Source organism: Kitasatospora sp. NPDC048365 (assembly GCF_043200835.1).
GTDB classification, from domain to species: Bacteria; Actinomycetota; Actinomycetes; order Streptomycetales; family Streptomycetaceae; genus Kitasatospora; species Kitasatospora terrestris.
This window is the reverse complement of the sequence record NZ_JBICYJ010000045.1, coordinates 1-18,856: the sequence shown is the minus strand read 5'-3', so window position 1 is coordinate 18,856 and position 18,856 is coordinate 1. Positions and strand designations below refer to the sequence as shown.

General features: G+C 70.9%; 16 protein-coding genes. 7 read left to right on the top strand and 9 right to left on the bottom strand.

Annotated features, from left to right (window positions below):
• Positions 1–130: 130 nt before the first annotated feature.
• Positions 131–1,189: a DNA integrity scanning diadenylate cyclase DisA gene (disA, locus tag ACGFX4_RS33275; RefSeq protein WP_393082619.1), complete on the top strand. Its 1,059-nt coding sequence runs from the start codon at positions 131–133 to the stop codon at positions 1,187–1,189.
• A gap of 42 nt (positions 1,190–1,231) precedes the next feature.
• Here the strand turns inward: disA and ACGFX4_RS33270 are convergent, their stop codons facing one another.
• Positions 1,232–1,846 (bottom strand): ArsR/SmtB family transcription factor, encoded by a 615-nt coding sequence (locus ACGFX4_RS33270; protein WP_393082494.1) that lies wholly within the window; start codon positions 1,844–1,846, stop codon positions 1,232–1,234.
• A gap of 141 nt (positions 1,847–1,987) precedes the next feature.
• Between ACGFX4_RS33270 and ACGFX4_RS33265 the strand changes: the two genes are divergently transcribed.
• Complete coding sequence (locus tag ACGFX4_RS33265; protein ID WP_393082491.1) at positions 1,988–3,256, top strand: MFS transporter; 1,269 nt, start codon at positions 1,988–1,990, stop codon at positions 3,254–3,256.
• A 121-nt stretch (positions 3,257–3,377) separates the two neighbouring features.
• On the opposite strand, the gene ACGFX4_RS33260 is transcribed toward ACGFX4_RS33265, so the two are convergent.
• Positions 3,378–4,238: a hypothetical protein gene (locus ACGFX4_RS33260; protein ID WP_393082489.1), complete on the bottom strand. Its 861-nt coding sequence runs from the start codon at positions 4,236–4,238 to the stop codon at positions 3,378–3,380.
• Between the two features lie 133 nt (positions 4,239–4,371).
• On the opposite strand from ACGFX4_RS33260, the gene ACGFX4_RS33255 reads away from it, so the two are divergent.
• Positions 4,372–5,082, top strand: a complete 711-nt coding sequence (locus tag ACGFX4_RS33255; RefSeq protein ID WP_393082486.1) for a rhomboid family intramembrane serine protease — start codon at positions 4,372–4,374, stop codon at positions 5,080–5,082.
• A gap of 87 nt (positions 5,083–5,169) precedes the next feature.
• Positions 5,170–6,078, top strand: coding sequence for an A/G-specific adenine glycosylase (locus tag ACGFX4_RS33250; RefSeq protein ID WP_393082483.1), 909 nt, complete (start codon positions 5,170–5,172; stop codon positions 6,076–6,078).
• A gap of 13 nt (positions 6,079–6,091) precedes the next feature.
• Here ACGFX4_RS33250 and ACGFX4_RS33245 read toward each other — a convergent pair whose 3' ends face one another.
• Positions 6,092–7,711 (bottom strand): MDR family MFS transporter, encoded by a 1,620-nt coding sequence (locus ACGFX4_RS33245; RefSeq protein ID WP_393082480.1) that lies wholly within the window; start codon positions 7,709–7,711, stop codon positions 6,092–6,094.
• 222 nt (positions 7,712–7,933) lie between these two features.
• Between ACGFX4_RS33245 and ACGFX4_RS33240 the strand changes: the two genes are divergently transcribed.
• Positions 7,934–8,560 (top strand): TetR/AcrR family transcriptional regulator, encoded by a 627-nt coding sequence (locus ACGFX4_RS33240; protein ID WP_393082477.1) that lies wholly within the window; start codon positions 7,934–7,936, stop codon positions 8,558–8,560.
• Here ACGFX4_RS33240 and ACGFX4_RS33235 read toward each other — a convergent pair.
• On the bottom strand, positions 8,557–9,519 hold the full coding sequence (locus tag ACGFX4_RS33235) for a M23 family metallopeptidase (RefSeq protein ID WP_393082474.1): 963 nt from the start codon (positions 9,517–9,519) through the stop codon (positions 8,557–8,559). The genes ACGFX4_RS33240 and ACGFX4_RS33235 overlap by 4 nt on opposite strands.
• A 366-nt stretch (positions 9,520–9,885) precedes the next feature.
• Between ACGFX4_RS33235 and ACGFX4_RS33230 the strand changes: the two genes are divergently transcribed.
• Positions 9,886–11,022 carry a threonine aldolase family protein gene (locus ACGFX4_RS33230; RefSeq protein ID WP_393082471.1) on the top strand — a complete coding sequence of 379 codons (1,137 nt, stop codon included), beginning with the start codon at positions 9,886–9,888 and terminating at the stop codon, positions 11,020–11,022.
• Between the two features lie 136 nt (positions 11,023–11,158).
• Here the strand turns inward: ACGFX4_RS33230 and ACGFX4_RS33225 are convergent, their stop codons facing one another.
• Both ACGFX4_RS33225 and ACGFX4_RS33220 read right to left on the bottom strand, forming a co-directional pair.
• Positions 11,159–13,462 carry an immune inhibitor A domain-containing protein gene (locus ACGFX4_RS33225; RefSeq protein WP_393082616.1) on the bottom strand — a complete coding sequence of 768 codons (2,304 nt, stop codon included), beginning with the start codon at positions 13,460–13,462 and terminating at the stop codon, positions 11,159–11,161.
• Positions 13,463–13,860: 398 nt separating this feature from the next.
• Positions 13,861–16,380 (bottom strand): ATP-dependent Clp protease ATP-binding subunit, encoded by a 2,520-nt coding sequence (locus ACGFX4_RS33220; protein ID WP_393082468.1) that lies wholly within the window; start codon positions 16,378–16,380, stop codon positions 13,861–13,863.
• Positions 16,381–16,857: 477 nt separating this feature from the next.
• Between ACGFX4_RS33220 and ACGFX4_RS33215 the strand changes: the two genes are divergently transcribed.
• On the top strand, positions 16,858–17,298 hold the full coding sequence (locus tag ACGFX4_RS33215; RefSeq protein WP_393082465.1) for a hypothetical protein: 441 nt from the start codon (positions 16,858–16,860) through the stop codon (positions 17,296–17,298).
• A 7-nt stretch (positions 17,299–17,305) separates the two neighbouring features.
• Here ACGFX4_RS33215 and ACGFX4_RS33210 read toward each other — a convergent pair whose 3' ends face one another.
• From ACGFX4_RS33210 to ACGFX4_RS33200, 3 genes are all read right to left on the bottom strand, one after another.
• On the bottom strand, positions 17,306–17,659 hold the full coding sequence (locus ACGFX4_RS33210; RefSeq protein WP_345697747.1) for an Lsr2 family protein: 354 nt from the start codon (positions 17,657–17,659) through the stop codon (positions 17,306–17,308).
• A gap of 91 nt (positions 17,660–17,750) precedes the next feature.
• Positions 17,751–18,281: an amino-acid N-acetyltransferase gene (locus ACGFX4_RS33205; protein WP_393082462.1), complete on the bottom strand. Its 531-nt coding sequence runs from the start codon at positions 18,279–18,281 to the stop codon at positions 17,751–17,753.
• Between the two features lie 10 nt (positions 18,282–18,291).
• Positions 18,292–18,684 (bottom strand): BlaI/MecI/CopY family transcriptional regulator, encoded by a 393-nt coding sequence (locus ACGFX4_RS33200; protein WP_393082459.1) that lies wholly within the window; start codon positions 18,682–18,684, stop codon positions 18,292–18,294.
• Positions 18,685–18,856: the final 172 nt, after the last annotated feature.

The window sequence follows — 18,856 nt, the reverse complement described above, 5'->3', positions numbered from 1 at the left end:
GTCTAATTGGCATCAAGTGCAGTAATAAGAGACAGACCGTCGGGCGCCGCGCCACACGGTCCGGGTCGGCCGGAGGAGTCACGTGGCAGCCAGCGACCGGGCGGACAAGTCCCCCCGCGAGGAGGCCCTGCTGCGGGCTTCTCTCAGTGCCATCGCGCCGGGCACGGCGCTCCGCGACGGTCTGGAGCGGGTGCTCCGGGCCAACACGGGCGGTCTGATCGTGCTCGGGTTCGACAAGAGCGTGGACGCGCTGTCCACCGGCGGCTTCGTGCTGGACGTCGAGTTCACCGCCACCCGGCTGCGCGAGCTGTGCAAGCTCGACGGCGCCGTGGTGATCGACAAGGACATCACCAAGATCGTCCGGGCCGGCGTCCACCTGATGCCGGACGCGACCATCCCCACCGACGAGACCGGCACCCGGCACCGCACCGCCGAGCGGGTCAACCGGCAGACCGGCTTCCCGGTGGTCGCCGTCTCGCACTCGATGCGGCTGATCGCGATGTACGTCAACGGGACGCGGCGGGTGCTGGAGGACTCCACCACCGTGCTCTCCCGCGCCAACCAGGCGCTCGCCACGCTGGAGCGGTACAAGCTCCGCCTGGACGAGGTGGCCGGCACCCTCTCCGCGCTGGAGATCGAGGACCTGGTCACCGTCCGCGACGTGTCGGCGGTGGTGCAGCGCCTGGAGATGGTCCGGCTGATCGCCGCCGAGATCGCCGGGTACGTGCTGGAGCTCGGCACCGACGGCCGACTGCTCTCGCTGCAGTTGGACGAGCTGATCGCCGGCGTCGAGCCGGAGCGCGAGCTGGTCGCCCGGGACTACTTCCCGGAGCGGGCCGCCAAGAAGGGCCGCACCGTCACCGAGGTGCTGGCCGACCTGGAGGCCCTCACCCACGCCGAGCTGCTCGACCTGCAGACGGTCGCCAAGGCGCTCGGGTACTCCGGCACGCCGGAGTCGCTGGACTCGGCGGTCTCGCCGCGCGGGTACCGGCTGCTGGCCAAGGTGCCGCGGCTGCCCAACACCGTCATCGAGCGGCTGGTGGAGCACTTCGGCGGGCTGCAGAAGCTGCTGGCGGCGTCGATCGACGACCTGCAGACGGTGGAGGGCGTCGGCGAGACCCGGGCGCGCTCGGTGCGCGAGGGGCTGTCGCGGCTCGCAGAATCGTCCATCCTCGAGCGCTACGTCTGAGAGCGCCGGGCCCGGCGGGGCCGGGCCCGGCGGCTCGTCGGGTCACTTCTGCCGCGGGCGTTCCGGCTTGAGCGCGTAGAGCAGGGTCATCAGGGTGATGTCCACCGCGTCCTCGTCGGTGGAGTCGCCCTCGTCGGCGAGCTCGTCCAGCAGGGCGTCCAGCTGCCCGCGGAGCTTGACCAGGCGCTCGGGGCGGATCCGCATGCTGAAGTGCGCGAACTTGCCCGGGCTGGAGGTGCCGTCCGAGAGCGCCGGGAAGTCGATCCTCCCCGCGAGGAAGCGGTTCTCGAAGTCGGTGCGGACCATGTCGAGCGCGGCGAGCATCGCGCCGAGCACCTCGGGGTGCTCGGACTCGCCGTCGGAGAAGACCTGCGGCGACAGACGCAGTGAGCGCTGCGCCGGGCGGTAGCGGCTCTCCACGATGCCGGAGACCAGGCGGGTCTCGGCGACCATGATCAGCTCGGTCTGCTCCAGCACCTTGATGTGCCGGTAGAGCTTGGTGGGCGTCTCGCCCATCTCCGCCGCGAGCTCCTTGACCGACTGCGGCTCGGGGTCGCGTCGCATCAGCGCGTCCAGGATCGCCAGGCGTACCGGGTCGGCGATCGCCTTCAGCGTCGCCACGTCGCTGACCTCGCGTTCTTTCATCTGCTCAACCACGTTCTCAAGTTCTCACAACGTCAACGCTTGCGCAATCATTCTCGGAGGTGCAACCATTCACTCAAGCGTGAATGGTTGCGAGGCCATGAATGGCAGCGCAGACGTGAATGGGCCGAGCGGCCCGGACAAGGGGTGGGAACCATGGCGACGGATCTCGGGACGACGGCCCCGGCCGAGGCCGACGCGCAGCAGCCGGTGCCGCTGCGGCGCAACTGGCGGTTCCAGGTGCTGTGGGGCGGCGCGGCCTCCGCGATGCTCGGCACCTGCCTCGCCGACACCGCCTACCCCCTCCTGCTGCTGGCCATGACCGGCTCGCCGGCCCTGGCCGGGGCGTTCGGCGCGGTGCAGTTCGCCGCCTCCGCCGTGTTCGGCCTGCACGGCGGCGCGGTCGCCGACCGCCACGACCGGCGCCGGATCCTGCTGGCCGCCGACGCGGTCCGACTGCTCGCCGCGCTCAGCATGGTCGCCGCGCTGGCCCTGCACCGGCTCACCGTGCCGCACACCCTGCTGGTCGCCGCCGTCCTCGGCGCGACCATGGCGTACGGCGGCCCGGTCCGGATGCTGGCGATCCGCGCGGTGGTGCCGGCCGTGCAGCTGCGTCAGGCGCTCGCCCAGGACGAGCTGCGGGTCAACGGCGCCGCGCTGATCGGCCCGCCGCTGGGCGGCTTCCTGCTCGGCCTCGGCAGCGCGGTCCCGTTCCTGACCACCGCGCTCACCTCGCTGCTGGCGCTCTCCGCCTCCTGGGCGGTCCGGTTCGAGAGCCCGGCGCAGAACGCCGACGGCGGCGCGGACGGGGAGGGCGGCAAGCAGCGCGGCGCCGTGCTGGAGGGGGTGCGCTACTTGCTGTCCAAGAAGCTGCTGCGCTCGACCCTGCTGGTCACCCTGGCGATGAACCTGGCCGGCTCCGCGATGCTGCTGGCCGTCATGGTGCGGCTGCGCGACGGCGGCACCTCCACGGGCGGTATCGGCCTGGCGCTGGCCGGCGAGGCGGTCGGCGGCCTGCTCGGCGCCCCGCTGGTCACCCGGCTGCACAAGCGGCTCGCGCCCGGCGCGCTGCTGCTGGTGGTGGCCTGGCTGGCGGTGCCGATGTTCCTGCTGCCGGCGCTGCTGGGCGGTCCGGTGGTGGTGTTCTGCTCGCTCGCCGTGATGATGCTCGGCGTCCCGGCGCTGCGGGTGATGGTGGACGTGCTGATCTTCCAGCAGGTGCCGGACGAGCTGCGCGGCCGGGTGATCGCGGCGACGATGACCCTGCTGATGGTGGGCATGCCGATCGGGACCTTCGTCTCCGGCCTGCTGCTGGACCGCTTCGCGGCGGGCCCGGTGCTGGTGGCGCTGGCCGCGCTGCTGGGCCTCGGCCTGCTGCCGTCGACCCTGGGCCGGTCGCTGCGCGGGACGTCCTGGCCCGCCTGAGGCCGCACGGGACCGCCTGGGCCCGTGGCGCGGGGGGCTGCGGGAGAGGCGCCGGCGGGAGTCGTCCACCGAGGGGTGGACGGCTCCCGCCGTCGGCGTTCGGGGCGGATCGGACGAGGGGTCAGCTGTCCAGCCGGATCGAGGTGCGGGCCGAGACCGGGCCGCCGGACGGGCCGGAGAGGTCCGCCTGGACCAGGTAGTTGCCCGGCTGGGCGGGCGTCGGGTCGGCGGTGGCGCACTGCGGCTTGGAGCGGCTGCGGTCCCAGTTGAAGGACTCGGTCAGGCCGCTGCCCGCCGGGATCTGCGCCCAGGCGCCGGCCCGGTCGTTCGGGCAGTCGCCCGAGGACCACACCCGCTCGCCGCTGCTGGAGGTGACCGTCAGGGTCGACGCGGTCCGGCCCAGGTCGACGCGGCAGTTGGCGCCGGAGGTGTTGCGGACGGTCAGCGCGAGGCGCGGACGGTCCTTGGGCTGGTACGCGTTCTGGGCGCTGGCCAGCTCCAGGGCGAGCTGCGAGACCGAGCAGATCGGCAGGGCCATCACGTCGGCGGTGTTCACCTGTGGCGCCCCGCCGCCGGTGCCGCCGCCCGTACCGCTCGTCCCGCCGGCGCCGCCGGTGCCCGTGCCGCCGGCCGAGCCCGTGGTGCCCCCGGCGGAGCCCGTGCCCGGGGTGGCGGAGCCGCCGACGCCGCCGGTGGTGATGGAGACCTCGCCGCCACCGCCGCCGGAGACCGTCCCGCCACCGCCGCCCGTGCCGCCGGGCCGGCTGGTGATCGCCGAACCGGACGGCGAGGCGCCCGGCGTGATCGACTGGGCCGGCGCCGGATGCGCGCCCTGCTTGGGCTTGTCGCCGCCACCGCCCGTGCCGTAGGTCAGCCAGGCGATCAGGACGAGGATCGCCGCCAGCGCGGCGAGCACGATGAGGCGCCGTCGCCAGTAGATCGAGGCCGGCAGCGGTCCGACGGGTTGACGCAGAGAGGGCACGCGCAAACTCTACGAGACTGTGTGGACCGTCTGACGCATCAACACCTCGCCGGGGCCACTTCCTTCACATGATCCGCCATTTGCTCCGGACGGGGGAAGCGTTCCGACCGCACCCCGCGCTAGGGTCGCCCTCATGGCCACCGACCACGGCGCCCGCGCCGGCAGCAGCATCGATCCGGTACGGATGATCGAGGAGGCGCGACGCGCCTTCTTCACCGTGTTCGGCTTCCTGTGTGCGGTGTGGGTCCTGCAGGTGGTCAACTGGCTCGACGACTCCCGGCTGTTCGTGGACGGCGGCATCCGCCCGCACGACGTGTCCGCGCTGCCGAACCTGCTCTCCGCGCCGTTCCTGCACCTGAACTGGGCGCACCTGGAGGGCAATTCGGGCCCGCTGTTCGTGTTCGGCTTCCTCGCCGCGTACCGCGGTGTGAAGAAGTTCCTCGGCCTGACCCTGCTGGTGGCGCTCACCAGCGGCGCCGCGGTGTGGTGCTTCGCGGACGTCCGCTCGGTGACGGCCGGCGCCAGCGGCGTGGTCTTCGGGTACTTCGGCTACGTGGTGCTGCGCGGCCTCTTCGACCGGAACCTGATCGACAGCCTGATCGGGCTGGTGATGTTCGCCTCCTTCGCCTACCTGCTCACCACCGCGCTGCCCGGCACCCCCGGGATCAGCTGGCTGGGGCACCTGGGCGGGCTGCTCGGCGGCCTCGCCGGGGCGTGGATCTTCCGCGACCGCTCCACCCGACGGGCGGCGGCCGCCACGGCCGTCCCCGCGCAGACCGGCGGAGCACTGCCGGACAGCTCCCGGGCCGCGCTGCACAAGGAACTGGACGACCTCGGCCTCTGAGGCCCGTCCGACCGGGCCCGGTCCGGCCGGGCCTGTTCGACCGGGCCCGGCCGCCGTCCCCGGCGGGCGTGGGAGGATCGGGGGGCCATGGTTACCGCTTCCTCCACCGCGCTTCCGGCGGCCGCCGTCTCCCGGCTGCACCGCACCGTCATCGACTGGTACCGGGCCAACGCCCGCGACCTGCCCTGGCGGACGGCCGACGCCTCGCCGTGGGCGGTGATGGTGAGCGAGTTCATGCTGCAGCAGACCCCGGTCAAGCGGGTGCTGCCGGCGTACGCGGCGTGGCTGGAGCGCTGGCCGACCCCGGCGGCGCTGGCCGCCGACGCCCCGGGTGAGGCGGTCCGGATGTGGGGCCGGCTCGGCTACCCGCGCCGGGCGCTGCGCCTGCACGCCGCCGCCGCCGCGATCACCGAGGAGCACGGCGGCGAGGTGCCCACCGACCACGCGCAGCTGCTGGCGCTGCCCGGGGTGGGCGAGTACACCGCCGCGGCGGTCGCCTCGTTCGCGTTCCGGCAGCGGCACGCGGTGCTGGACACCAATGTGCGGCGGGTGTTCGCGCGGGCGGTCACGGGTGTCGAGTACCCGGCGCAGGCGACCACCGCGGCCGAGCGGCGGACCGCCGTCGAGCTGCTGCCCGCCCGCGAGGAGACCGCGGCGACCTGGGCGGTCGCGGTGATGGAGCTGGGCGCGCTGGTCTGCACGGCGCGCGGCCCGGAGTGCGGGGCGTGCCCGCTGCGGGCGGAGTGCGCGTGGCAGCGGGCGGGGTGCCCGCCGTACGAGGGTCCGGCGCGGCGCGGGCAGACGTACGAGGGGACCGACCGTCAGGTGCGGGGGAAGCTGCTCGCGGTGCTGCGGGACGCGCACGGGGAGGTCGAGCAGGCCCGGCTGGACGAGGTGTGGCACGAGCCCGTCCAGCGCGCTCGGGCGCTGGACGGGCTCGTGGCGGACGGGCTGGTGGAGCCGGTCGGCCCGGGGGTCTACCGGCTGCCGGTGTGACCGCCCGGCGCGACTAGAGGGCGGCTTCCAGCTGGGCCTCGGGGGCGGCGTCCTTCGGGGCGCCCTGGCCGGCGCCGCGCAGCGGCACCTCGCGCAGGAACAGCGCGGCGGCGACGGCCACCAGGCTGATCACGGCGCCCCACAGGAACACGGTGTGCATGCCGTCGGAGACGGCGTGGTGGACGAGGTCCTGGAGGCCGGTGTTCTTCGTTTCCCGCAGCTTGGTGGGGTCGAGCAGCTGCGCCGGGTCGATCGGCTGACCGCCGCCGGAACCCGCGGCGGCGCTGCTGCCGGCCGCCATGGTGTCCTTGACCTGGTTGTTGAACAGGGCGCCGAACAGGGCGACGCCGAAGGAGCCGCCGATGGTGCGGAACAGGGTGGCGGAGGACGAGGCGACGCCCATGTCCTTGAGCTCCACGCTGTTCTGCGCGACCAGCATGGTGATCTGCATCAGGAAGCCCATGCCGGCGCCGAGCACCACCATGTAGCAGGCGGAGGAGAAGCGGCCGGTGTCCACGGCGAGGGTGGACAGCAGCAGCGAGCCGCCGGCCATCACGGCGGTGCCGATGATCGGGTAGATCCGGTACTTGCCGGTCTTGGTGACGGCCTGGCCGACGACCAGCGAGATGACCAGCATGCCGAACATCATCGGCATCAGCAGCAGGCCGGAGTTGGTGGCCGAGGCACCCTGCACGATCTGCTGGTACAGCGGCAGGTAGGCGACCGCGCCGAACATCGCGAAGCCGACGATGAAGCCGATGACCGAGACCATGGTGAAGTTGCGGTTGCGGAACAGGCCGAGCGGGATGACCGGCTCCTCGGCGCGCTGCTCGACGTAGCAGAAGCCGATCAGCGAGGCGGCGCCGAGCGCGGCGAGGCCGAGGATCTGCTTCGAGCCCCAGGCGTACTCCTGGCCGCCCCAGGTGGTGATCAGGACCAGCGAGGTGATGCCGACGGTCAGCAGGATCGCGCCGAGGTAGTCGATCTTCGCGGTGGAGCGGACCTTGGGGAGCTTCAGGGTGACGATGACGAAGGCCAGCGCCACGGCGCCCAGCGGCAGGTTGACGTAGAACGTCCAGCGCCAGCTCAGGTGGTCGGTGATGAAGCCGCCGATCAGCGGGCCGCCGACGGTGGCCAGCGCCATCACGGCGGCGAACATGCCCTGGTACTTGCCGCGGTCGCGCGGCGCGACCAGCGCACCCATGATCGACATCACGCCGACCATCAGACCGCCGGCGCCCAGGCCCTGGACGGCACGGAAGGCGATCAGCGCGGTCATCGAGTCGGCGAGGCCGGAGAGCGCGGAGCCCGCCAGGAAGATGCCGATCGAGATCAGGAAGGAGCCCTTGCGGCCGTAGAGGTCGCCGAGCTTGCCCCAGATCGGGGTGGAGACGGCGGTGGCCAGGGTGTAGGCGGTGACCACCCAGGCCATGTGCTCGGAGCCGTGCAGCTCGCCGACGATCGTCGGCATCGCGGTGCCGATGATCAGGTTGTCCAGCATGGCCAGCAGCATGGTGATGACCAGGCCGACCATCACCAGCCGGATCTCGCGCGGCGAGCGCTCCACGGGCTCGTTGGGGTCCGCGGGCGCCGATGGTTCGTCGGCGGCGGTCTCGGACGTGGGTTTGGTCATCGTGCGTCTCCCCGACGGCTGCTAGGCCGCGCCCTGGGTGCCGCGCGGCTCACTTACTTGACGACCGGCTAGTGAATCGTCGTCCGGCACGGTAAGTTGTTCACTAGCCGGGCGTCAAGTCAGTTTCGAGACGGCGCGTCCGGGCAGGGAGAATGCACCGAGCCGTCGGCGTCAGACCGCCGGCCGACCCACCGACCGCAGTCACAAGGCAGGCCGCCAGCGATGAGTACGACGCAGAGCCCCCGCAGCGACACCCGCGCGCGGATCCTCGACGTGGCGCTGGAGCTGTTCTCCGAGCACGGGTACGAGAAGACCTCGCTGCGCGAGATCGCCGACCGGCTGGGCGTGACCAAGGCGGCCCTCTACTACCACTTCAAGACCAAGGACGACATCGTCCGCGGCATCGTCGAGTCGATGGCCGCGCCGATGGACGAGGCGATCGCCTACGGCGAGGGCAAGCCCTGGTCGCCCGAGCTGCGGGACGAGCTGATCCGGCGGTTCGCCGCCGGGATGGCCGACCGGGCGCCGCTGCTGCGCTTCTTCCACGAGAACCAGCCCGCCCTGCGCGAGTCGCAGGCCGGGCTGGCGTTCAAGGACCGGATGGTGCGGATGGTGCGGCTGCTGCACCCGCCGGGCTCCGACTTCCGGGACCGGCTGCGCGCCACCATGGCGCTGTTCTCGGTGAACTCCGCGATGTTCCTGCTCAAGCACGACCTCGACGAATGCGAGGAGGACCGGGACATCAGCTACCTGGAGTCCCGGCCCGGCACCCTCCAGGAGGCGATGGCTGCCGCCCTGGAGGTCTCGCTGGAGATCGCCGCCCGGATCGAGCGGCCGAAGAGCGCTTAGAAGTTGTTCGCGCCGTGCTGCTTCAGGTACGTCAGCGGGTCGATCACGGCCGCGTAGCGGTTGGCGTTGCGGATCTCGAAGTGCAGGTGCGGGCCGGTCGAGTTGCCGGTGTTGCCGGACAGGCCGATGGTGTCGCCCGCCGAGACGTGCTGGCCGGCCTTCACCGAGAGCTTCGACATGTGCGCGTACTGGGCGAACTTGCCGTCCGACAGCTTCAGCACGATCTCGTTGCCGTACGCGCCGTCCGGGCCCGCCGACACCACGGTGGCGTCGCCGACCGCGAGCAGCGGGGTGCCGACGGACACCGCGAAGTCGGTACCCGTGTGGTAGCCGGCCGCGTAGTGCGCGTTGGCCTTGCCGTACGGGTTGCTGATCTGGGCACCCGGCGCGGGGGAGGACCAGGACGGCTTCGCCGGGGCCGGCTGCTCGGCGGCAGGCTGCTCGGCCGGCAGCGCGGCGCGCTGGGCGTCACGGGCGGCCTGGTCGGCGGCCTGCGCCGCCGCGGCGGCGTCCGCCTCGGCCTGGGCCTGTGCCTGTGCCTGGGCCTGGGCGGCCTGCGCCTGGGCCTCGACGGCGGCGTCGTCGGTCAGATTCGCGGCGACCGCGACCCGGTCCTGCGTCGACTCGCCGGACGGCACCTCGTACGCGCTCGGCGCGGCGATCTGCACGCCCACCGGCTCGACCGCGGCGCCGTGGGAGGTGAACACCGAGCTGCCCGGGGTGGTCGGGTGCACGGTCTGCGCGGACGCGTGGCCCGGCATCAGCAGCACACCGAAGGCCAGCACCGCCGTGCCACCCCACACCGCCGTGGCGGGGGTCTTGCGGACGCTCGCCAGGTGCGCCCGGCCGAAGGGCAGCCGCAGGGCGGCGGTGCGGTCGGCGGAGAGCATCGAACGGACGTGCTGGGAGGAACCGATCGCCTGCAGGAGACGGCGGCCGGCGGTGGGGAGCGAACGCATCGGGTGACAGACCTCGCGGACGGGGCCAGCGCGGGGCCGAGCAGTGCTGCTCGCCGGGCTGGATGCAACGGATTCAGGTGTAAACGGGCCCGGCCGGGGACCCCAAACGGTGTGACGTACGACGGTGGGTAGTGCCGGACACGCGCGTCCGCCGCCCGTCCGCCGCCCGTCCGCCGCCCGACAGCGCATCGGGTGCCCGGCGTCCTACTATCGGCCGTCGTATCGAGCTCACCCCCTGTGACCAGCACCACCGAAAACGGGCTGTTTCAGGACACCCCGGGCGGGGCATGAGACCTTGACGCAACAGTGCGGACACGGACCGTACGGGTGGTTCCCGGCCTGCCCCGGATCCGCGATGATCGGCGGATGACCGATGCCACCAGCACTGCGTCCCACCCGGCCGCCGACCTCCGCGCCCGCCGCTTCGCCGCCCGCCGGGGTGCCGACCGCATCCTCTCCGGTCCCCGCCCGCAGACCGTCCGCGAACGCCTCGCCGACCTCGCCGCCACCGCCGACGGCCCGTACGACCTCGACGTGCCCACCGACCTGTACGGCGACGGCCTGGTCCGCACCCTGGAACTCCGCGTCGCCGAACTGCTCGGCAAGGGCGACGCCGCCTTCTTCCCCACCGGCACCATGGCCCAGCAGGTCGCCCTGCGCTGCCTCGCCGACCTCCCCGACGGCGGCACCACGGTCGCCATGCACCCGCTCTCCCACCCCGAACGGCACGAGCGCCGCGCCTACGCCGACCTCAGCGGCCTGCGCACGGTCTGGCCCACCACCGCGCCGCGCCAGCCCACCCCCGCCGAGCTCCTCGCCCTCGACGAGCCCTTCCACACCCTGATGCTGGAGCTCCCGCTGCGCGACGCCGGATTCGTCCTCCCCACCTGGGAGGAGCTCTCCGCGCTCTACGAGGCGGCCGAGGGCAACTGGTTCGTCCACCTCGACGGCGCCCGGCTCTGGGAGTCCACCCGGCACTTCGGCCGCACCCTGCCCGAGATCTGCGAGGCCGCCGACTCCGTCTACGTCTCCTGCTACAAGACGCTCGGCGGCGTCAGCGGTGCCGTGCTCGCCGGGGGCGAGGACTTCGTCGCCCGCGCCAAGGTCTGGCGGCACCGCTACGGCGGCCAGCTGTTCCAGCAGTGGCCGACCGCACTCGCCGCCCTGCACGGCCTGGACACCGAACTGCCCCGCCTCGACTCCTACCTCGACCAGGCCCAGGTGGTCGCCGCCGCCCTCGCCGACGTCCCCGGCGCCCGGATCAACCCCGACCCGCCGCACACCCACCAGTTCCAGCTCTGGCTGCCCCACCCCGCCGCCGACCTCGAACGGGCCGGCCTGGAACTCGCCCGCCGCGACGGCATCGCCCTCTTCGGCGCCTGGAGCGAACCCGGCCCGCTGCCCGGCCTCGCGATGACCGAGATCACCACCGGTGCGGACGCGCTGGAGTGGAGCGGCAAGGAGATCACCGAGGCCATGGAGCGCTTCCTCGAGCTGATCTGACGCACAGTCAGGCCCTGTGCCGGCGGCGGGTTTTCCGACGGTTTCCGGGTCGGACGGCGGTGCTCCGAAACGCCGCACGGCCCCCGGCGGATCGCTCCGCCGGGGGCCGTGACGTCGGTCAGTCAGTGCCGGAAGGTCACTTCACGGGCTTGACGTAGATCAGGGTCTCCAGCTTGTTCATGCTGTTCCAGAGAACCTCGATCTGGGTGTGAGTGTCGGGGACATTCACACCGGCGTACTGGTTGGACGCGTCCCAGTACTTGTTGGTGTGGTCGTTGAAGACCGTGACACCGCGCTCGCCCTTGATGGTGGTGGCGACGTCGGCCTTGTGCAGGCTCAGGCCGTCGGTGCGCTCGAAACCGAAGGTCGAGTCGTAGCCCTGGAGGCGCGGACGCATCAGGGTGCCGTCGGACCACTTCAGCGGCGCCGGGTGGGCGTCGACCGGGAGGACGAGGCCGGCACCCGGGTGGTTGGCGACGTTGTTGTCCGTCTGCGAGGAGTCCCACAGCCAGATCAGCAGGCCGTTCTGGTTGGCGTAGTGCTCCACCCAGTCCGGACGGGTGTTGGTGAAGCCGAAGTTGTACGGGCCGGTCTTCAGCGTGGTGTCGTAGGACACGTACTGACGGTTCTCGATCAGGTACTTCTGGTCGTAGTCCTTCGAGAACTTGCCGGTGATGCGGGAGAAGCCGGCAGCGGTCCAGCCGTTGTCGCCGTTCTCCGCGCCGTCGGTGAGGACGGCCGCACCGTCGACGGTGATCGCGATGTCGTCCAGGGCCAGGCCCTTCATGTGGACGCCACCGTCGGTGGTGTTGTGGAAGCGGACCTTGACGTTCTTGCCGGCGAAGGCGTCGAGCGAGAAGGCCAGGTCGCCCCAGTTGCCGCCGGAGGAGCCGTTGACGGCGTTGTCCGGGAGCGCGGTGCCGTTGAAGGTGCCGGGGACGGAGGTCCAGGTGGCGCCGTTGTCCGCGGAGACCTCGAGGTACGCGTAGTCGTAGTCCGTCTCCAGGTCGTACCAGGCCTTCGCGGTGAGCTTGGCCGAGGTCTTCCCGGTGAGGTCCAGGCCACGGGTCAGCGTGACGTTGAGGTTGTCGTCGCTGCCGCTCCACCACTCGTTCGCACCGGCGAACGGGGTGTTGATCTCGGTGGTGACGGTCTTCTTCGGCAGGTCGACGACCAGCGCCTGGGGCAGGCGGTTGTTGTACTCGACCGGGCCGATCAGGCTGAGCTTGCGCTCGCCCGCCTTGGCCTTGTCGAAGTCCAGCCAGCCGAGCTGCAGCTTCGACCAGACGTCGAGGTCGTTCGGCATGTCGCCGATCGAGTCCTTGCCCTCGCCGAGCCAGGAGCCCGAGGACATCAGCGACCAGAAACCGACGGAGTTGTCGATGCCCTGGCCGGAGGTGTCGTAGAGGTCCGGCAGACCGAGGTCGTGACCGTACTCGTGAGCGAAGACGCCCAGGCCGCCGTTCTCCGGCTGCATGGTGTAGTCGCCGATCCAGATGCCGGACGTGCCGACCGGGGTGCCACCGAGCTTGTTGTTGTCGGGGCCCTGCTTGCCGGCCTGGTTGCCGTACACGTACGAGCGGTGGGCCCACAGGGCGTTGGTGCCCTGGGCGCCGCCGCCGGCGGACTGGTCCTCACCGGCGTGCACGATCTGGAAGTGGTCGATGTAACCGTCGGGCTCGTTGAAGTTGCCGTCGCCGTCGAAGTCGTAACGGTCCCACTGGTCGTACGACGCGATGGTGGCCTTGATCTGCTCGTCCGTCTGGCCCTTGGCCTTCTGGTCGGCGACCCAGGCGTTGACGCCGTCGCGGATCAGGTCCTGCGCGTTGTTGCAGACGTGCTGCTTGCAGTAGTCCGAGCCGTAACGGGCCTCGTTCGCCGCGACCTTCACCCAGTCGGTGACCTGGCCGTCGACGGAGTACCGACCGGAGGACTGCTTCTCGTAGTAAGTCTTCAGCGAGGGCTGAGACTTCGAGAAGTACATGTTCTGGAAGTGCGCCTGGTTGTAGTCGGCCTGCCAGGCGGTCGAGTTGTCGTTGGCCTTGTCCGGCTGCGCGATCTGGTTGTGACGCGGGCCGGGCTCGCCGCCGTACTTGACGGTGCCGTCGGGCAGCTTGGTGGTGTTGTCCACCTCGTCGCCGAACTCCACCAGGATGGTGAAGATCTTGTCGGTGCGCTCGCGCTTGAGCTCGACGTACTTGTCACGGCCGAGCTTCACGCTGGTGGAGCCGCCGTGCTGCTCGATCTTGGCGGTGCCGTTCACGATCTGCTCGACGGCAGCCTGCTGCTCGGCCTTGACCTCGGCGGTCTTCGGGCCGGGCAGGTCGTAGTCGCCGCCCTTGACGCTGGAAGCAGCGTCGGCCGGGTCGTGCGACTGCGTGACGGGCGCGGCGGTGGCCATACCCGGGAGCATGCCCGCGCCGAGCGCCGCGGCGACCATAACGGCGGCCGAGGCCGCAGCGGCCCTCTTGGATATCTTCAAGGTGGTGACGTCCTCCCCTTACCGGCGTTGCTCTTGGCATGCGCCGGTGAACCAATGAAAGACAGGTGGAGGACATTCGATCCAAGTATGAGTAAAAAAGAAAGACCTTGACCATGGCATGGTCACGGCGCTATCCTCCCGCGGCGCAGCTGATCTGATAGTCAGTCAATCTACCCTGCAGCCGCTCAACCAGGCGGTCCATCGCATCCGTACGAGGGAGGGCGGTCGCCCGTTCGGCCCCGGACGGGCCCGATTCACACGCGGATGGAAGCGTAAACAGTTTTGCAACTGAAAAGGCCGAGAAAATAGGCAGGGCCCCGGCATATATCGCCGGGGCCCTGCCTTTGTCGACAGATTTACTTCGTCAGATCCGGACCCGCCGTGGAGGAGACCGCCGCCGGGCTGTCGGCCACCGGGGACTTCTCCTCGCCGCGGAAGGTGAACTTGGCCTCCTTGCCCTCACCCTCCACACCGACGACCACGATGTGGCCGGCCCGCAGCTCCCCGAAGAGGATCTTCTCGGACAGGTGGTCCTCGATGTCGCGCTGGATGGTGCGGCGCAGCGGACGGGCACCCAGGATCGGGTCGTAGCCGCGCTTCGCCAGCAGCTTCTTGGCCTCGACGCTGAGCTCCAGGCCCATGTCGCGGTCCTTGAGGCGGCCGTCCACCTTGTCGATCATCAGGTCGACGATCTGGATGATGTCGGCCTCGGACAGCTGGTGGAACACCACGATGTCGTCGACACGGTTCAGGAACTCCGGCCGGAAGTGCTGCTTGAGCTCCTCGCTGACCTTGGCCTTCATCCGCTCGTACCCGGTGGCCGTGTCACCCGTGGCCGCGAAGCCCAGGTTGAAGCCCTTGGAGATGTCCCGGGTGCCGAGGTTGGTGGTCATGATGATGACCGTGTTCTTGAAGTCGACCACGCGGCCCTGGGAGTCGGTCAGGCGACCGTCCTCCAGGATCTGCAGCAGCGAGTTGAAGATGTCCGGGTGGGCCTTCTCGACCTCGTCGAAGAGGACGACCGAGAACGGCTTGCGGCGCACCTTCTCGGTGAGCTGGCCGCCCTCCTCGTAGCCCACGTATCCGGGCGGGGAGCCGAAGAGGCGCGAGACGGTGTGCTTCTCGGAGAACTCGGACATGTCGAGCGCGATCAGCGCGTCCTCGTCGCCGAACAGGAACTCCGCCAGCGTCTTGGAGAGCTCGGTCTTACCGACACCGGACGGGCCGGCGAAGATGAACGAGCCACCCGGGCGCTTCGGGTCCTTCAGGCCGGCACGGGTGCGGCGGATCGCCTGGGAGAGCGCCTTGATGGCGTCCTCCTGGCCGATGACCCGCTTGTGCAGCTCGTCCTCCATGCGCAGCAGGCGCGAGGACTCCTCCTCGGTCAGCTTGAAGACCGGGATGCCGGTGGCGGTGGCCAGGACCTCGGCGATGAGCTCCTCGTCCACCTCGGCGACGACGTCCATGTCGCCGGCCTTCCACTCCTTCTCCCGCTTGGCCTTCGCGGTGAGCAGCTGCTTCTCGTTGTCGCGCAGCGAGGCGGCCTTCTCGAAGTCCTGCGCGTCGATCGCGGACTCCTTCTCCCGGCGCACGTCGGCGATCTTCTCGTCGAACTCGCGCAGGTCCGGCGGCGCGGTCATCCGGCGGATGCGCATCCGGGAACCGGCCTCGTCGATCAGGTCGATCGCCTTGTCCGGCAGGAAGCGGTCCGAGATGTACCGGTCGGCCAGGGTGGCGGCGGCGACCAGGGCGGCGTCGGTGATCGAGACGCGGTGGTGCGCCTCGTACCGGTCGCGCAGGCCCTTGAGGATCTCGATGGTGTGCGGGAGCGAGGGCTCGGCGACCTGGATGGGCTGGAAGCGGCGCTCCAGCGCGGCGTCCTTCTCCAGGTGCTTGCGGTACTCGTCCAGCGTGGTGGCACCGATGGTCTGGAGCTCACCGCGGGCCAGCATCGGCTTGAGGATGGAGGCGGCGTCGATCGCGCCCTCGGCGGCGCCCGCACCGACCAGGGTGTGCAGCTCGTCGATGAACAGGATGATGTCGCCGCGGGTGCGGATCTCCTTGAGCACCTTCTTCAGGCGCTCCTCGAAGTCACCGCGGTACCGGGAGCCGGCCACCAGGGCGCCCAGGTCGAGGGTGTAGAGCTGCTTGTCCTTCAGCGTCTCCGGGACCTCGCCCTTGACGATCGCCTGTGCCAGGCCCTCGACGACGGCGGTCTTGCCGACGCCGGGCTCACCGATCAGCACGGGGTTGTTCTTGGTGCGGCGGGACAGCACCTGCATGACCCGCTCGATCTCCTTCTCGCGCCCGATCACCGGGTCGAGCTTGGCCTCGCGGGCGGCCTGGGTGAGGTTCCGGCCGAACTGGTCGAGGACCAGCGAGGTGGACGGGGTGCCCTCGGCGGGGCCGCCGGCGGTCGCCGACTCCTTGCCGCCGCCCTGGTAGCCGGAGAGCAGCTGGATGACCTGCTGACGCACCCGGTTGAGATCGGCGCCCAGCTTCACCAGGACCTGGGCGGCGACGCCCTCGCCCTCGCGGATCAGGCCGAGCAGGATGTGCTCGGTGCCGATGTAGTTGTGGCCGAGCTGAAGGGCCTCGCGGAGCGACAGCTCCAGGACCTTCTTCGCCCGGGGGGTGAAGGGGATGTGACCGGACGGGGCCTGCTGGCCCTGGCCGATGATCTCCTCGACCTGCTGGCGGACCGCCTCGAGCGAGATCCCGAGGCTCTCCAGCGCCTTGGCGGCGACACCCTCGCCCTCGTGGATCAGGCCCAGGAGAATGTGCTCGGTGCCGATGTAGTTGTGGTTGAGCATCCGGGCTTCTTCCTGAGCCAGGACGACAACCCGCCGCGCGCGGTCGGTGAACCTCTCGAACATCGTTAATCGCTCCTCAGAGCGGTCGGTCAGTTCGGGGGCCGTCCCCGCCCTGTCCTTCCGCATGCTAGTCCCGCTCAGCGGCGCGGCTTCGGAACTCCCGCGTACGCGGGAGCAACATCGCTGCGCGACCAGCCGACACCAAATCCAACCCGATGCTGGAAGACGGTGTTCCCGGAGACGGGCCCGATGCACCGCTTCGCGCTACGCCAACGGCGAACACGGCTCGGCGGGTACCGGGTGACCGGTCGCGCGAACTGCCTGGGACGGGGCCCGGGGACCTCGTCCACCTGCATTCATACCCGGTATTCCGGCGGGTTTCGCGCAGTTTCCGGGCCGGTGGTGTTCGCCCCGCGAGAAGTCGCGTCCGGGGCGTGCGGGCGGTGGCGGAGGTGACAGCCACTCAGCCCGGCGGGGTGACGTACCGCCATCCGGCGGCGGGTCGCGTTACCGCTTCACCCGTACAGCGTTGCACAGCCCATGACCGTCGCGCCGCTCGTACGGAATCCCGCCCCGGCCGCGCCGCCCCCCGGGACGGACCGGCTGCTGGTGCCGCTCGCCGCCGCGCGGGCCGCGCTGGGCCGGCTGGAGCGGCTCGGCCGGCCCGCCGGGCCGGTGGAGCCGCACGGCGACCGGGCGGCCTTCCCGCTCGCCCCGGGCGCCGCCGAACTCGTCCCGGAACTGCTCCGCTGGCTCGGCTGGGGCGAGGAGCTGCGGCTGCCCGTCGAACTGGACGCCGGCGGCCGCGCGGCCGCCGACCGGGTGCCCGCGCAGTGCGGCGCCGACGAGCCCCCGCCGCACCCCGACCGGAGCGCGCCCGGGCCCGCGCTGGACCTGGGCTCGCCCGACCTGCTGCGGCTGCTCGACTGCCTGGCCGACGCCTGCCTGCGGCTGCGCCTGGGGCTGCCGCAGGCGCGCTAGGCCGACGTCAGGAGGCGTTGGCCTTCTCGTACGCCTCGCGAACGTTGCTCGGGACGCGGCCGCGGTCGTTGACCTGGAAGCCGTTCTCCTTCGCCCACTCGCGGATCTTCGCGGTGTCGGGCTGGCCGCCCCCGGCGGCCCGACCGGCGGCCCGGCCGCTGCTGCGGCGCGGCGCGGAGAGCCGGCCGCTCTGCTTGCGGCCCTTCTCCACGTACGGCGCCAGCAGGACGCGCAGCTTCTCGGCGTTGTCGCTCTTCAGGTCGATCTCGTAGGCCACGCCGTCCAGGGCGAACGTCACGGTCTCGTCCGCGGAGCCGCCGTCGAGATCGTCTTCCAGAATGACCTGAACCCTCTGTGCCACGGGCTTCCCTTTCCGCGTTAACGATCCATTGCCTGAGGAAAGGAAACCGCCTTTTCCCGGAAAACACAAACCCCTGGGCGCCCCGGGAGGGTCAGCTGAGGTGCAGCAGCATGCGCGAGTTGCCGAGCGTGTTCGGCTTCACCCGCTCCAGGTCCAGGAACTCCGCCACACCTTCATCGTACGAGCGCAGGAGTTCTTCATAGACTTCCGTGGCCACGACTGCCGGGTCTGACGTACGATCGTCGTTTTCGCCGATCTCCACGAAGCCGTGTTTCGCGAAGAACACGGTCTCGAACGTCAAGCAGAAAATCCGACGGACTCCGAGCCAACGCGCGGTCTGCAGCAGCTTCGCCAGCAGAAGATGGCCGATACCGTGCCCCTTGCAGGCCGGATCCACCGCCAGGGTGCGCACCTCGGCGAGGTCCTCCCACATCACGTGCAGCGCCCCGCAGGCCACCACCACGCCGTCCTCGTCGCGCTCGGCCACCCAGAACTCCTGGACGGATTCGAACAGCGTGACGGTCGGCTTGTCGAGCAGAATGCCCTCGCGCGAGTACGCGTCGATGAGCCGGCGAACGGCCCGCACGTCGGTGGTCCGCGCCCGGCGGATGGTGACCTCCATGGGCGGGACGTTATCGCGCCGGAGGCTCCCGGGTCTCATCCGTATCGACACCGGCCACCCGCAGCGCATCGCGCAGCGCCTCCCGCTGCTCCGGTGACATCAGTCCGAAGAAGTGCACCAGCGCCGCCGCCGGATTGTCGCTGGTGGCCCACGCCTCGTTCATCAACGCGGCGGTGTACGCCTCCCGCGAGGAGACCGGCTCATATACATACGCCCGCCCGGACTGCTCGCGCCGCAGCCAGCCCTTTCGGTAGAGCTTGTCGAGCACCGTCATCACCGTCGTGTACGCGATTTCGCGTTCCGACGCCAGATCCTGCAGAACCTCGCGAACCGTGACCGGGCGGTTCCACTGCCAGACCCGGGTCATGATGTCGTTCTCGAGTTCTCCGAGTTGCCGCACCATAGTGCGGCCAGGATAGGGCCGATACGGACAAAATCATCCATTGACAAACAAACCGGCGCGGCGCCCCCCCCCCCGGGGGGGGGGGGCCCGGGGGGGGCGGGGGTTTTTTTGCCCCCGGGCCCCCCCGCACCGGGCCCCCCCCCCCGCGCGGGCCGGGCCCACCTGGGGGTCT

Bases quoted from the DNA above. Each gene is read 5' to 3' on its own strand.
- ACGFX4_RS33265 (WP_393082491.1), top strand. From the start codon at position 1,988: ATGGCGACGGATCTCGGGACGACGGCCCCGGCCGAGGCCGACGCGCAG.
- ACGFX4_RS33255 (WP_393082486.1), top strand. From the start codon at position 4,372: ATGGCCACCGACCACGGCGCCCGCGCCGGCAGCAGCATCGATCCGGTA.
- ACGFX4_RS33250 (WP_393082483.1), top strand. From the start codon at position 5,170: ATGGTTACCGCTTCCTCCACCGCGCTTCCGGCGGCCGCCGTCTCCCGG.
- ACGFX4_RS33245 (WP_393082480.1), bottom strand. From the start codon at position 7,711: ATGACCAAACCCACGTCCGAGACCGCCGCCGACGAACCATCGGCGCCC.
- ACGFX4_RS33240 (WP_393082477.1), top strand. From the start codon at position 7,934: ATGAGTACGACGCAGAGCCCCCGCAGCGACACCCGCGCGCGGATCCTC.
- ACGFX4_RS33235 (WP_393082474.1), bottom strand. From the start codon at position 9,519: ATGCGTTCGCTCCCCACCGCCGGCCGCCGTCTCCTGCAGGCGATCGGT.
- ACGFX4_RS33230 (WP_393082471.1), top strand. From the start codon at position 9,886: ATGACCGATGCCACCAGCACTGCGTCCCACCCGGCCGCCGACCTCCGC.
- ACGFX4_RS33225 (WP_393082616.1), bottom strand. From the start codon at position 13,462: ATGGTCGCCGCGGCGCTCGGCGCGGGCATGCTCCCGGGTATGGCCACC.
- ACGFX4_RS33220 (WP_393082468.1), bottom strand. From the start codon at position 16,380: ATGTTCGAGAGGTTCACCGACCGCGCGCGGCGGGTTGTCGTCCTGGCT.
- ACGFX4_RS33215 (WP_393082465.1), top strand. From the start codon at position 16,858: ATGACCGTCGCGCCGCTCGTACGGAATCCCGCCCCGGCCGCGCCGCCC.
- ACGFX4_RS33205 (WP_393082462.1), bottom strand. From the start codon at position 18,281: ATGGAGGTCACCATCCGCCGGGCGCGGACCACCGACGTGCGGGCCGTT.
- ACGFX4_RS33200 (WP_393082459.1), bottom strand. From the start codon at position 18,684: ATGGTGCGGCAACTCGGAGAACTCGAGAACGACATCATGACCCGGGTC.